This is a genomic window from Bradyrhizobium sp. 27S5 (assembly GCF_037217225.1).
Classification (GTDB): domain Bacteria; phylum Pseudomonadota; class Alphaproteobacteria; order Rhizobiales; family Xanthobacteraceae; genus Bradyrhizobium; species Bradyrhizobium septentrionale.
Genome location: NZ_CP147714.1, coordinates 6,735,945 through 6,748,860, shown reverse-complemented (window position 1 = coordinate 6,748,860; position 12,916 = coordinate 6,735,945). Strand labels below are relative to the sequence as shown.

Below are 12,916 nucleotides of genomic sequence, written 5' to 3'. Positions count from 1 at the left end.
CGCGTCGCTGCTGCGCTTCGCACCCATTCGAAAGGCTTGACGCAATGACCGTCATCGGCTGGATTCAAATTATTCTGTTTTGCGCGATCGTGATCGCGCTGGTCAAACCGCTCGGCTGGTACATGACCCGCGTGTTCAACGGCGAGCACACCTTCCTCTCGCCTGTGCTGCGCCCGGTCGAGCGCGCGATCTACTGGGTCGGCGGCGTCGACGAGCGGCGCGAGCAGCACTGGCTCACCTATACGGTCGCCATGCTGCTGTTCCATGTCGGCGGCTTCGCTCTGATCTACGGCCTGATGCGGCTGCAGGCGGTGCTGCCGTTCAACCCGGCCGGACAGTCGGCCGTGGCCGAGGATCTCTCCTTCAACACCGCGATCTCCTTCATCACCAACACCAACTGGCAGAACTACGGCGGCGAGAGCACGCTGTCCTATCTGGTCCAGATGCTCGGCCTGACCCACCAGAACTTCCTGTCGGCGGCGACCGGCATCGCGCTCGCGATGGCGCTGATCCGCGGCTTTACCCGCTCGTCGATGCGCACGGTCGGCAATTTCTGGGTCGACGTCACGCGCTGCACGCTCTATGTGCTGCTGCCGATCTGCATCGTCTATGCGCTGTTCCTGGTCTGGCAGGGCATGCCGCAGACGCTCGGCGCCTATGTCGACGCCACCACGCTGGAAGGCGGCAAGCAGACCATCGCGCTCGGCCCGGTGGCCTCGCAGGTTGCGATCAAGATGCTCGGCACCAACGGCGGCGGCTTCTTCAATGCCAACGCCGCGCATCCGTTCGAGAACCCGACCGCATTGTCGAACCTCGTGCAGATGATCTCGATCTTCGCGCTTGGCGCGGCGATGACCAACGTGTTCGGCCGCATGGTCGGCAACGAGCGCCAGGGCTGGGCGATCTTCGCCGTGATGGGCATCCTGTTCGTCGCCGGCGTTGTCGTCACCTATTGGGCGGAAGCCAACGGCACCTCGGCGCTGCAGGCGCTCGGCCTGACGGGCGGCAACATGGAGGGCAAGGAGGTCCGCTTCGGCATCGTCGCGTCCTCGCTGTTCGCCGTCGTCACCACCGCCGCCTCCTGCGGCGCGGTCAACGCCATGCATGACAGCTTCACCGCGCTCGGCGGCATGATCCCGCTGATCAACATGCAACTCGGCGAAGTCATCATCGGCGGCGTCGGCGCCGGCTTCTACGGCATGCTGCTGTTCGTCGTGCTGGCGATCTTCGTCGCCGGCCTGATGGTCGGCCGCACCCCGGAATATGTCGGCAAGAAGATCGAGGCGCGCGAGGTCAAGATGGCGATGCTCGCGATCCTGGTGCTGCCGCTGATGTATCTCGGCTGGACCGCGGTCGGCGTGGTGCTGCCGTCGGCGGTGGCCTCGGTGGCCAATGCCGGCCCGCACGGCTTCACCGAGGTGCTCTATGCCTTCACCTCGGCGACCGGCAATAACGGCTCGGCCTTCGGAGGCCTCACCGGCAACACCTTGTTCTACAACCTGACGCTCGCGTCTGCGATGTTCGTCGGCCGCTTCTTCATGATTGTGCCGGCGATGGCGATCGCGGGATCGCTGGTCGAGAAGAAGTCGATCCCGGCCTCGGCGGGCACGTTCCCGACCACCGGCGGCCTGTTCGTCGGCCTCGTCATCGGCGTCATCTTGATCATCGGCGGCCTGACGTTCTTCCCGGCGCTGGCGCTCGGGCCGATCGTCGAGCACCTCGCCATGAACGCCAACACCCTGTTTTGATCCGATACGTCCGGAGTGACATCCATGGAAACCATGAAACTGCAGAAGCAGGTGACGGCGTCGACCATGCTCGACCCGAAGATCCTGGTGCCGGCGATCTGGTCGGCCTTCGTCAAGCTCGATCCTCGCCTGATGGCGAAGAATCCCGTGATGTTCGTCGTCGAGGTCGTGGCCGCGCTGACCACCGTGATCTTCGTGCGCGACCTCGTCACCGGCGGCGCCAATCTCGGCTTCACCTTCCAGATCATCCTCTGGCTCTGGTTCACGGTGCTGTTCGCCAACTTCGCCGAAGCCGTCGCCGAAGGCCGCGGCAAGGCGCAGGCGGAATCGCTGAAGAAGACCCGCACCGAGAGCCAGGCCAAGCTGCTCACCGGCACCGACCGGACCTATCGCATGGTGCCGGGCACCTCGCTGAAGGTCGGCGACGTCGTGCTGGTCGAGGCCGGCGACAACATCCCGTCGGACGGCGAGGTGATCGAAGGCGTCGCCTCGGTCAATGAGGCGGCGATCACGGGCGAATCCGCGCCGGTGATCCGCGAATCCGGCGGCGACCGTTCGGCGGTCACCGGCGGCACCCAGGTGCTGTCGGACTGGATCCGCGTCCGCATCACCGCGGCGCAGGGCTCGACCTTCATCGACCGCATGATCAAGCTGGTGGAGGGCGCCGAGCGGCAGAAGACGCCGAACGAGATCGCGCTCAACATCCTGCTCGCCGGCCTCACCATCATCTTCGTGTTCGCGACGGTGACGATCCCGAGCTATGCGGCCTATGCCGGCGGCTCGATCTCGGTCGTGGTGCTGGTGGCGCTGTTCGTCACGCTGATCCCGACCACGATCGGCGCGCTATTGTCGGCGATCGGCATCGCCGGCATGGACCGCCTGGTGCGCTTCAACGTGCTGGCGATGTCCGGCCGTGCGGTGGAAGCCGCCGGCGACGTCGACACGCTGCTCCTGGACAAGACCGGCACCATCACGCTCGGCAACCGTCAGGCGACGGCGTTCCGCCCGATCCGCGGCGTCTCCGAGCAGGACCTTGCGGACGCGGCGCAGCTCGCCTCGCTGGCCGACGAAACGCCGGAGGGCCGCTCGATCGTGGTGCTCGCCAAGGAGAAGTACGGCATCCGCGGCCGCGACATGCATGAGCTTGCCGCGACCTTCGTGCCGTTCACCGCGCAGACCCGCATGAGCGGCATCGATGCCGGCTCCTCGTCGGTCCGCAAGGGCGCGGTGGACGCGATCCTCAGCTATGTCGACGGCGGCTCGCCCCGCACGGTCGCATCGGGCAACACAGTCCGCGCGGTTGCGGCGACGATGAGCGCGGAGGCGCGCGAGATCCAGTCGATCGCGGACGAGATCGCCAAGGCCGGCGGCACGCCGTTGGCCGTCGCCAAGGACGGCAAGCTGCTCGGCGTCGTGCATCTGAAGGACATCGTCAAGGGTGGTATCCGTGAGCGCTTTGCCGAATTGCGCCGCATGGGCATCCGCACCGTGATGATTACCGGCGACAATCCGATGACCGCGGCCGCGATCGCGGCCGAGGCCGGCGTCGACGACTTCCTGGCGCAGGCGACGCCCGAGGACAAGCTCAAGCTGATCCGCGACGAGCAGTCCAAGGGCAAGCTGGTCGCGATGTGCGGCGACGGCACCAACGACGCGCCGGCGCTCGCGCAGGCCGATGTCGGCGTCGCCATGAACACCGGCACGCAGGCCGCCCGCGAGGCCGGCAACATGGTCGACCTCGACTCCAACCCGACCAAGCTGATCGAGGTGGTCGAGATCGGAAAGCAGCTGTTGATGACCCGCGGCGCGCTCACCACGTTCTCGATCGCCAACGACGTCGCAAAGTATTTTGCGATCATCCCGGCGATGTTCCTCGCGTTCTATCCGCAGCTCGAGGTGCTGAACGTGATGCGGCTGGCAAGCCCGCAGAGTGCGATCCTGTCGGCGATCATCTTCAACGCGCTGATCATCATCGCGCTGATCCCGCTGGCGCTGAAGGGCGTCAAGTATCGCGCCGTCGGTGCCGGTGCGCTGCTCGGCCGCAACCTGATGATCTACGGCCTCGGCGGCATCATCATCCCGTTCATCGGCATCAAGGCGATCGACCTCATCGTCGCCGCCCTGGGCCTGGCTTAAGGAGCCGCAATCATGTTGAGAGAAATTCGTCCCGCCATCCTCGTGCTGGTCCTGCTGACCGCGATCACGGGCCTTGCCTATCCGCTCGCCATTACCGGGATCGCCGGCGTCATCTTTCCGAGGCAGGCGCAAGGCAGCCTGATCGAGAAGGACGGCAAGGTGATCGGCTCCGCCCTGATCGGGCAGGAGTTCAAGGAGGACAAATACTTCCACGGCCGGCCGTCGGCGACGGTGGCGCCCGATCCGAACGATTCCTCGAAGACGGTGCCGGCGCCGTACAACGCGGCCAATTCCGGCGGCTCCAACCTCGGCCCGACCAGCAAGGCGCTGAACGACCGCATCAAGGACGATGTCGAGAAGCTGAAGGCGGAGAATCCGACCGCCAGCGTGCCGGTCGATCTCGTCACCACCTCGGCCAGCGGCCTCGATCCCGACATCTCGCCGGACGCCGCGCTGTTCCAGGTGCCGCGGGTCGCCAAGGCGCGCAGCATGTCTGAGGACGCGGTGCGCCAGCTGGTGACGCAGAACACCCAGGGCCGCTTTGCCGGTCTTATCGGTGAGCCCCGCGTTAACGTTCTTGCGCTCAACCTGGCGCTCGACGCGGCAAACGCGAAATAGGGGAGTAGGCCGCCACTCGCAGGATGACTATATTGCGGTATGGCCAATCAGCGCGACCCTGAAAAACGACCCTCGCCGGATGCGCTGCTGGAGGCGGCGCGCCGCGAGGCCGATCGTTCGGGACGGCTGAAGATCTTTATCGGCGCAGCCCCCGGCGTCGGCAAGACCTACGAGATGCTGCAAAGCGCCCACGCCCGCCTCAAGGCGGGCGTCGACGTCGTGGTCGGTGTGGTCGAAACCCACGGACGGATGGAGACCGAGGCGCTGCTCAGGGGTCTCGAAGTGCTGCCGCGCAAGCGGCTGGCCTATCGCGACCAGACGCTCGAGGAAATGGACCTCGACGCCTTGATCGCGCGGCGGCCGCAGCTCGCGCTGGTCGACGAGCTCGCCCACACCAATGCGCCGGGCAGCCGGCATCCCAAGCGCTATCTCGACGTCGAGGAGCTGCTGTCGCACGGCATCGACGTCTACACCGCGATCAACATCCAGCACATCGAGAGCCTCAACGACGTCGTCGCGCAGATCACCCATGTGCGGGTGCGCGAGACCGTGCCGGACTCGGTGGTCGATCGCGCCGATGCCATCGAGCTGATCGACCTCACGCCGGACGATCTGATCCAGCGGCTGAAGGAGGGCAAGGTCTATGTGCCCAAGCAGGCCGAGCGGGCGCTGGAGCATTATTTCTCGCCCGGCAATCTGACCGCGCTGCGCGAGCTGGCGCTGCGCCGCACCGCCGAGCGGGTCGACGAACAGCTGCTCACCCACATGCAGGCCAATGCCATCCAGGGTCCCTGGGCGGCAGGCGAGCGGATCCTGGTTTGCCTCAGCGAGGACCCGCGCGCGGCCGGCCTCGTCCGCTACACGAAACGTCTGGCCGACCGGCTGCATGCGCAATGGACTGCCGTCAGCATCGAGACGCGGCGCAGCCTGCAATTGACCGACGAGCAGCGCGACCGGCTCTCCGACACCATGCGGCTTGCCGAATCGCTCGGCGGCGAGGCGCTGACCCTTCCCGGCGTCGGCCGCCGCATCGCCGACGACGTCATCAATTTTGCCCAGGCCAACAACGTCACCCAGATCATCATCGGCAAGTCGACGCGCTCGCGCTGGTTCGAGCTGACGCACGGCTCGGTGGTGCACGATCTGGTGCGCCGGGCCGGCAATATCAGCGTCAATGTGATCGCCGGCGACGAGTTGCCGGTCGGCAAGGCGGCGGTGCAGACCGCGCAGCGGCAGGAGCCGTTCAATCCGCGGCCCTATCTGATGTCGCTGCTGCTGACGGCAATCGGGCTCGGCGCCGCCAAGCTGATCCAGCCGTTCTTCGGCATCGAGAATGTCGACCTCGTCTTCCTCACCGCCGTGGTCGGCGCCGCGGCGCGTTACGGCCTGTGGCCGTCGCTGCTCGCGAGCGTCGCCGCCTCGCTGTGCTACAATTTCTTCTTCCTGCCGCCGGTCTATACTTTCACCATCACCGACCCGACCAATGTCGCGGCGTTCTTCTTCTTCATGCTGATCGCGCTGATCGTCTCCAACGTCGCGGCGCGGGTACGCATCCAGGCCGACACCGCGATCGGCCGCGTCCGTACGACCGAATCGCTCTACGCTTTCAGCCGCAAGCTCGCCGGCACCGCGACGCTGGACGACGTGCTGTGGGCGACCGCCTATCAGATCGCCCTGATGCTGAAGGTACGGGTGGTGCTGCTGCTGCCGGAGGACGGATTGTTGGCGGTCAAGACCGGCTATCCGCCGGAAGACCAGCTCGACCAGGCTGATCTTGCCGCCGCCAACTGGGCCTGGGGCAACGATCGCCCGGCCGGCCGCGGTTCCGACACGCTGCCGGGCGGAAAACGGCTGTTCCTGCCGATGCGCACCGGCCGCGGCCCGATCGGCGTGATCGGCATCGACGACGACCGCACCGGGCCGCTGCTGACGCCGGACCAGCGCCGGCTGCTCGATGCGTTGGTCGACCAGGGCGCGCTGGCGATCGAGCGCGTGCTGCTGGTCGAGGACATGGACCGGGTCAAGCGCACGGTCGAATCCGACCGGTTGCGCGGCGCGCTCTTGACCTCGATCTCGCATGATCTGAAGACGCCGCTGGCCTCGGTGCTCGGGTCGGCCTCGGCGCTGCGCGATCTCGGCGCCAGCCTGAGTGACGCCCAGAAGCACGATCTGCTTGCGACCGTGATCGACGAATCCGAACGGCTGAACCGCTTCATCGCCAATCTGCTCGACATGACCAAGCTGGAATCCGGCGCCATCGTGCCGAACACGGCGCGGCACGATGTCGGCGAAATCGTCGGCAGTGCATTGCGCCGGGCGGGCAAGATCCTGGTGCACCACAGGGTGTCGCTGGAGCTCGCAGCCGACCTGCCGATGCTGGAGCTCGACGCCGTGCTGTTCGAGCAGGTGCTGTTCAACCTGCTCGACAACGCCGCCAAATATGCCCCGTCGGACACCACGATCTCGATCCGCGGCGGCCGCGACCGTGACGCGGTGACGCTGCAGATCCTCGATGAAGGCAACGGCATTCCGGCCGCCGAGCTCGAAAGCGTGTTCGACAAGTTCTATCGCGCCGAGAAGGGCGACCATGTCCGCCCCGGCACTGGCCTCGGCCTTGCCATCTCGCGCGGCTTCGTCGAGGCGATGCGCGGCACGATCTCGGCGGCCAACCGCGCCGACCGGACCGGCGCCGTCATCACCATCCGCCTGCCTGTTACGGCCGACACCAACGCGCTGGACACTGCTGCATGAATGCTATCCCCATCAAGGTCCTGGTCATCGATGACGAGCCACCGATCCGCAAATTGCTGCGGATGGGGCTGAGCACGCAGGGCTACGACATCCTCGAGGCCTCCAACGGCAAGCTGGCGCTGGAGATGCTGGGCGAGGGGCCGGCGCTGATCATCCTCGATCTCGGTCTGCCCGATATCCAGGGCCACGATCTCCTGCGCATGATCCGCGGCCGCAACGAGAGCGTCCCGATCGTGGTGCTGTCGAGCCGCGGCGACGAGGCCGGCAAGGTGCAGGCGCTCGACCTCGGTGCTGACGATTACCTGACCAAGCCGTTCGGCATGGACGAATTGCTGGCGCGGCTGCGCGCGGCGCTGCGGCACCAGCTGCAGGTGCAGGGCGAGCGTCCGGTGTTCCGCTCCGGCGATCTCTCGGTCGATCTGGTGCGCCGGATCGTCAAGGTCGGCGACAAGGAGATCAAGTTGTCGCCGAAGGAATACGACCTGCTGCGCGTGCTGGTGCAGCACGCCGGTAAGGTGCTGACTCATCGCTTCCTGCTGAAGGAATTGTGGGACGAACTGACCGACGCGCAATATCTGCGCGTCTATGTCCGCCAGCTCCGCCAGAAGATCGAGGCCGATCCCGAGCGCCCGCAATTCGTGCTGACCGAGACCGGCATCGGCTACCGCCTGCGCGCGGCGGACTGAGCTGTCATGCCCCGCGAAGGCGGGGCATCCAGTACGCCGCGGCTTCTCCGTTCAACCGCTGACGTCTCTGGAATACTGGGTCGCCCGGTCAAGCCGGGCGACGACACCGAGCGGAACTTTCGCTCCTATCGAGGCTTGGTTTCGCTTAGCGGGAGAGAAGCCATGGCAAGGAAATATTCGCGGAAGGCATCTGATGATGTCGAGCGTGTGATGAAGAAACGCAAGGCCGGGACGCTGCGCAGCGGCCGCTCGAAGAAGACGGTGACGAGCCGCAAGCAGGCGATCGCGATCGGACTATCCGAGGCCCGCGCCAAGGGGCGGAAGGTGCCGAAGAAGGCCGCCAGGAAGACGGCCAAGAAGACGGCGAAGAAGCGCAAGGCTGCGAAGAAGCGGTAGGGCGCCGTCCGTCTACCTTCGTCATGGCCGGGCTTGACCCAGCCATCCACGTCTTTCTGGCCAAGAAGATGGATGCCCGGGTCAAGCCCGGGCACGACGCGTGAAATTCAATTCACCCCGCCTTCCGCGACCGCGCGCTCGACTGGTGCGCCTTCTTCGCCGCATGGCGGTGCGAGGTCGGGCGGCGCGCACTGGAGTGCGCGCGCTTTGCGCCGCCTTTCCGGTCTTTCAGGCTCTGCTTCAGCGCGTCCAGCAGGTTCACCACATTGCTGGGCTTCTCCTCACGCTCGACGGCCTTGATCGGCTTGCCGGCGGCCTTGCGGCGTACCAGCGCTTTCAGCGCGGTCTCGTACTCGTCCTTGAATTTCGATGGGTCGAAATGCGCGGCCTTGCTGTCGAGGATGTGGCCGGCGAGTTCGATCATGTCCTTGGTGACCTTCGGGCTCTTGATGTCGTCGAAATAATCGTCGGCATCACGGACCTCGTAGGGGTAGCGTAGCGTGGTGCCGAGCATGCCCTTGTCGAGCGGCTCGATCGCGATCACATGCTCGCGGTTGGTCAGCACGATGCGCGCCAACGCGACCCGGTCCTGGTCCTTCATGGCGTCGCGGATCACCGCGAACGCGTCGGCGCCGGCCTTGCCGTCCGGCCTGATGTAGTAGGGGTGGTCGAGATAACGCTTGTCGATCTCGCCCTCGGGCACAAAGGAATCGATATCGATGGTGTGGTTGCTCTCGATCTGGACCGCCTCGAGCTCGTCCTTCTCGATCTCGACATATTTGCCCTTGCGGACCTCGTAGCCGCGGCCCTTCTGGTCGCCCTCGACGACGTCGCCGGTCTCGGCATCGACCATCTGCTGCTTCAGCCGGTTGCCGGTCTCCCGGTTGATCATATGGAAGCGGGTCTTCTCGACCGCCGTCGAGGCCGGGTAGAGCGCCACCGAGCACGACACCAGCGACAGTTTGAGCGTGCCTTTCCAGTAGGCGCGGGGAGCGGCCATGATCGCCTCCAAACAGCTTGAGTTTGGAACTTGAACGGATACCGTAGGTTTTGGTTCCTGATGGCCGCAGGCTCGCGGCGGCCGCCGTTTGCGCCGAGGCCTGTACGTGTCGCTGAGAAACCTCACCACTTATCGCAAGAAACGCGACTTCGAGAAGACCAATGAGCCGTCGGGCGATGTCAAGGTCGCGCCCGCGACTCAGCGGCGCTTCGTGATCCAGAAGCATGACGCGACGCGGCTGCATTATGATTTTCGGCTCGAGTTCGACGGCGTCTTCAAGTCCTGGGCGGTGACGCGCGGGCCCTCGCTCGATCCGCATGACAAGCGGCTCGCGGTCGAGGTCGAGGATCATCCGCTCGACTATGGCGATTTCGAAGGGACGATTCCCGAAGACCAGTACGGCGGCGGCACGGTGCAGCTCTGGGACCGCGGCACCTGGGAATCTGTTGATCCCGAGCGCGGCTTCAGGAAGGGCGACCTGAAGTTCACACTTCATGGCGACAAGCTGCACGGCAGCTGGGTGCTGGTGCGGATGAAGAACGACCGCTTTGGCGGCAAGCGCACCAACTGGCTCCTGATCAAGCACCGCGACGAATATGCCGTGGACGGCAACGGCGAGGCGATCCTCGAGGAGGACCGCTCGGTGGCCTCCGGCCGCTCGATGGCGCAAATCGCCGCCGGCAAGGGGCGGGCGCCGAAGCCGTTCATGCTGGCCAAGGGCAACGGCAAGGCCAAAGCGGACGCGGTCTGGCACTCCAATCATGGTATGGCCGCGGACGCGCGCGCGAAAACCAAGGCGCCGCCGCCCAAGGAAAAACTAAAGGTGCAACTGAATGCACAATTGAAGGCGCCGTCAAAGGCGCAGCCGAAGCGGGTGGCGGAGATGGCGGATTTCGTTCCGCCGCAGCTCTGTGCCGCGGTCGAGAGTCCGCCTAACGGAGCGGGCTGGTGCCACGAGATCAAGTTCGACGGTTACCGCGTGCAGCTTCGCGTCGAGAACGGCGAGGCCGTGCTTAAGACCCGCAAGGCGCTCGACTGGACCGACAAGTTCGGCGCGATCGCAAAGGAAGCCGCCAAGCTGCCTGACGTCCTGATCGACGGTGAGATCGTCGCGCTCGACGAGGGCGGCATGCCGCATTTCTCGACGCTGCAGGCGGCATTGTCCGACGGCAAGACGGATCACTTGATCTTCTACGCCTTCGACCTGCTGTTTGCGGGCAATGAGGATCTCCGCCCGCTGCCGCTCACCGAGCGCAAGGCGCGGCTGAAGGAATTGCTTGCGGCACGCAAGGGCAAGAACCCCTTGATCCGCTATGTCGAACATTTCGAGGAGAGCGGCGAGGCCGTGCTGGATTCCGCGCGCAAGCTCGGGCTGGAAGGCATCGTCTCCAAGCGGCTCGGCGGCGCCTACCGCTCCGGCCGGTCCGATGACTGGACCAAGGCAAAAATCCGCGCCGGCCATGAGGTGGTGATCGGCGGCTGGAAGACCACCAACGGCAAGTTCCGCTCGCTGATGGCCGGCGTCTATCGCGACGAGCATCTGGCCTTTGTCGGCATCGTCGGCACCGGCTTCGGCCAGGACACGGTTCGCCGCATCATGCCGGCGCTGAAGGCGGCGGCATCCGACAAGAGCCCGTTCGGCGGCAAGGACGCGCCGAAGAAAACCCGCGACGTGCACTGGCTGAAGCCGGAGCTGGTCGCCGAGATCGAGTTCGCCGGCTGGACCGATGCCGGCAACATCCGCCAGGCCGCATTCAAGGGCCTGCGCCAGGACAAGCCGGCGCATGAGGTCGAGGCCGAGCGGCCGATCGTGACCAAAGTGGTGAAGCCGATGGCCAAAGGAAGATCATCCGGGAAATCCTCCGGCGAGGTGATGGGCGTCGCCATTTCCCATCCGGACAAGGCATTGTGGCCCGATGCCGGCGACGGCACGCCGGTGACAAAGCTCGATCTCGCCAGCTATTTCGAGGCGGTCGGCACATGGATGATCGGCTACCTCAAGGGCCGGCCATGTTCGATCGTGCGCGCCCCCGATGGCATCAAGGGTGAGACCTTCTTCCAGCGTCACGCGATGGCCGGCACGTCGAAGCTCCTGAAGCTCGCCAAGGTGTCCGGCGACCGCAAACCCTATCTGCAGATCGACCAGGTCGAGGGCCTGGCTGCGGTTGCGCAGCTCGGCGGCCTTGAGCTGCATCCCTGGAATTGCGCGCCGGATGCCTATGACACGCCGGGCCGGCTGGTGTTCGATCTCGATCCCGCGCCTGATGTCGCGTTCAGCGACGTGATCGATGCGGCGAAGGACATGCGCCAGCGGCTGTCGGCCGTGGGCCTCGAAAGCTTCTGCAAGACCACCGGCGGCAAGGGTCTTCATGTCGTGACGCCGCTGCTCGCAGGCGCCAGGGACAAGGTGACGTGGAAGGAAGCCAAGGCATTCGCGCAAGGCATCTGCCAGTGGATGGCGCAGGACGATCCCGAGCGCTATCTGATCAACATGTCCAAGGCCAAGCGCACCGGAAAGATCTTCCTCGACTATCTGCGCAACGACCGGCTCTCGACGGCGGTCGCGGTGCTGTCGCCGCGGGCGCGTCCGGGCGCGACGGTGTCGATGCCGCTGACCTGGCCGCAGCTGCGCGGCGATCTCGATCCAAAGAAGTATACGGTGCGGACAGTGCCGGCGCTGCTGGCGAAGACCAAGGCGTGGGACGGCTACGAGGATGCGGCATCGTCGATCACGGCGGCGATGAAGAAGCTTGCGGCTAAGTAGCAAATGTTGGGCAAGTCTGTGCCGCTGGCTTAGGTCGTCATACCCCGCGAAAGCGGGGTATCCAGTACGCCGCGACTCATCGGTTCAATCGCCAGCGTCTCTGGAATACTGGATCACCCGCTTTCGCGGGTGATGACAGTCGTTGATGCGGATCGCGTACAGCGCAGCTGCGCGCTACAGACGTCCGAGCAGTAGCAGGATCAGCAAAATCACGATCACGAGGCCGAGACCGCCGCCGCCATAATAGCCGGTGCCGTAGAATGGTCCGCCGCCGATGCCGCTGAAGCCGCCAAGCAGCGCAATGACCAGAATAATAAGGATGATCGTTCCAATTGACATCTCAAGCTCTCCTCAGCTCCGTGGGCCCATTCGTCTCTGCCCTTCGCGTGAGGAAACAAACCGGAACTGTGAAGGTTCCAGCGCTCGCGGGGCGATAAAGTCCACATATCTTCCATTTGTGCGGAACAGAACTACATGAAAGGAATCCATGGAGGAGTGCACCGCGATGTCGGCGCCGCTGATCGTTTCGATTCCCCACAGCCTTGGCCGCGACGAGGCCATGCGCCGCCTGAAGCCGGGCTTGTCGCGCGCGGTGGCGAGCGTGCCGGTGTTGAGTGTCGACGAAGAGCGCTGGGACGACAACCGCATGAGCTTTCGCGTCCGCGCGCTGGGGCAGGTCGCGGCCGGGCATCTCGATGTCGAGGATAGCCATGTGCGCCTCGAGGTGACGCTGCCCTGGCTGCTGCAGCGCTTCGCCGAAGTCGCGCAGATTGCGATTCGGAAGCGCGGACAGTTGCTGCTGACCAAGCGGTGATCC

The 12,916-nt window shown here is 65.4% G+C and carries 10 protein-coding genes; 8 read left to right on the top strand and 2 right to left on the bottom strand.

Features of this window, described 5'->3' with window-relative positions:
• Nucleotides 1-44 precede the first annotated feature (44 nt).
• The 6 genes from kdpA to WDM24_RS31825 all read left to right on the top strand — a co-directional run bounded on the left by kdpA (nt 45) and on the right by WDM24_RS31825 (nt 8,335).
• Nucleotides 45-1,748 carry a potassium-transporting ATPase subunit KdpA gene (gene kdpA / locus WDM24_RS31850; RefSeq protein WP_338828581.1) on the top strand — a complete coding sequence of 568 codons (1,704 nt, stop codon included), beginning with the start codon at nt 45-47 and terminating at the stop codon, nt 1,746-1,748.
• 24 nt (nt 1,749-1,772) lie between these two features.
• Nucleotides 1,773-3,884 carry a potassium-transporting ATPase subunit KdpB gene (kdpB, locus tag WDM24_RS31845; RefSeq protein ID WP_166304069.1) on the top strand — a complete coding sequence of 704 codons (2,112 nt, stop codon included), beginning with the start codon at nt 1,773-1,775 and terminating at the stop codon, nt 3,882-3,884.
• Nucleotides 3,885-3,896: 12 nt separating this feature from the next.
• On the top strand, nt 3,897-4,502 hold the full coding sequence (locus tag WDM24_RS31840; protein WP_338828580.1) for a K(+)-transporting ATPase subunit C: 606 nt from the start codon (nt 3,897-3,899) through the stop codon (nt 4,500-4,502).
• A gap of 39 nt (nt 4,503-4,541) precedes the next feature.
• Nucleotides 4,542-7,253, top strand: coding sequence for a sensor histidine kinase KdpD (locus WDM24_RS31835; protein ID WP_338828579.1), 2,712 nt, complete (start codon nt 4,542-4,544; stop codon nt 7,251-7,253).
• Nucleotides 7,250-7,939: a response regulator gene (locus WDM24_RS31830; protein ID WP_029079080.1), complete on the top strand. Its 690-nt coding sequence runs from the start codon at nt 7,250-7,252 to the stop codon at nt 7,937-7,939. Before WDM24_RS31835 ends, WDM24_RS31830 begins: the two co-directional genes overlap by 4 nt.
• 162 nt (nt 7,940-8,101) lie before the next feature.
• Nucleotides 8,102-8,335, top strand: a complete 234-nt coding sequence (locus WDM24_RS31825; RefSeq protein ID WP_338828578.1) for a DUF6496 domain-containing protein — start codon at nt 8,102-8,104, stop codon at nt 8,333-8,335.
• 112 nt (nt 8,336-8,447) lie between these two features.
• On the opposite strand, the gene WDM24_RS31820 is transcribed toward WDM24_RS31825, so the two are convergent.
• Nucleotides 8,448-9,335, bottom strand: a complete 888-nt coding sequence (locus WDM24_RS31820) for a Ku protein (RefSeq protein WP_338828577.1) — start codon at nt 9,333-9,335, stop codon at nt 8,448-8,450.
• A 106-nt stretch (nt 9,336-9,441) separates the two neighbouring features.
• Between WDM24_RS31820 and ligD the strand changes: the two genes are divergently transcribed.
• The gene (ligD, locus tag WDM24_RS31815; protein WP_338828576.1) at nt 9,442-12,099 is read left to right on the top strand and encodes a DNA ligase D; all 2,658 of its coding nucleotides are present in this window, start codon (nt 9,442-9,444) and stop codon (nt 12,097-12,099) included.
• 174 nt (nt 12,100-12,273) lie between these two features.
• Here ligD and WDM24_RS31810 read toward each other — a convergent pair whose 3' ends face one another.
• Nucleotides 12,274-12,438, bottom strand: coding sequence for a DUF3309 family protein (locus tag WDM24_RS31810; RefSeq protein ID WP_021080901.1), 165 nt, complete (start codon nt 12,436-12,438; stop codon nt 12,274-12,276).
• A gap of 166 nt (nt 12,439-12,604) precedes the next feature.
• Here WDM24_RS31810 and WDM24_RS31805 point away from each other — a divergent pair, with 166 nt between their 5' ends.
• Nucleotides 12,605-12,913 (top strand): polyhydroxyalkanoic acid system family protein, encoded by a 309-nt coding sequence (locus WDM24_RS31805; protein WP_166304080.1) that lies wholly within the window; start codon nt 12,605-12,607, stop codon nt 12,911-12,913.
• Nucleotides 12,914-12,916 lie beyond the last annotated feature (3 nt).

Excerpts from the sequence above, each read along its gene's own strand:
- kdpA (WP_338828581.1), top strand. The coding sequence starts at position 45 with ATGACCGTCATCGGCTGGATTCAAATTATTCTGTTTTGCGCGATCGTG.
- kdpB (WP_166304069.1), top strand. The coding sequence starts at position 1,773 with ATGGAAACCATGAAACTGCAGAAGCAGGTGACGGCGTCGACCATGCTC.
- WDM24_RS31840 (WP_338828580.1), top strand. The coding sequence starts at position 3,897 with ATGTTGAGAGAAATTCGTCCCGCCATCCTCGTGCTGGTCCTGCTGACC.
- WDM24_RS31835 (WP_338828579.1), top strand. The coding sequence starts at position 4,542 with ATGGCCAATCAGCGCGACCCTGAAAAACGACCCTCGCCGGATGCGCTG.
- WDM24_RS31830 (WP_029079080.1), top strand. The coding sequence starts at position 7,250 with ATGAATGCTATCCCCATCAAGGTCCTGGTCATCGATGACGAGCCACCG.
- WDM24_RS31825 (WP_338828578.1), top strand. The coding sequence starts at position 8,102 with ATGGCAAGGAAATATTCGCGGAAGGCATCTGATGATGTCGAGCGTGTG.
- WDM24_RS31820 (WP_338828577.1), bottom strand. The coding sequence starts at position 9,335 with ATGGCCGCTCCCCGCGCCTACTGGAAAGGCACGCTCAAACTGTCGCTG.
- WDM24_RS31810 (WP_021080901.1), bottom strand. The coding sequence starts at position 12,438 with ATGTCAATTGGAACGATCATCCTTATTATTCTGGTCATTGCGCTGCTT.
- WDM24_RS31805 (WP_166304080.1), top strand. The coding sequence starts at position 12,605 with ATGTCGGCGCCGCTGATCGTTTCGATTCCCCACAGCCTTGGCCGCGAC.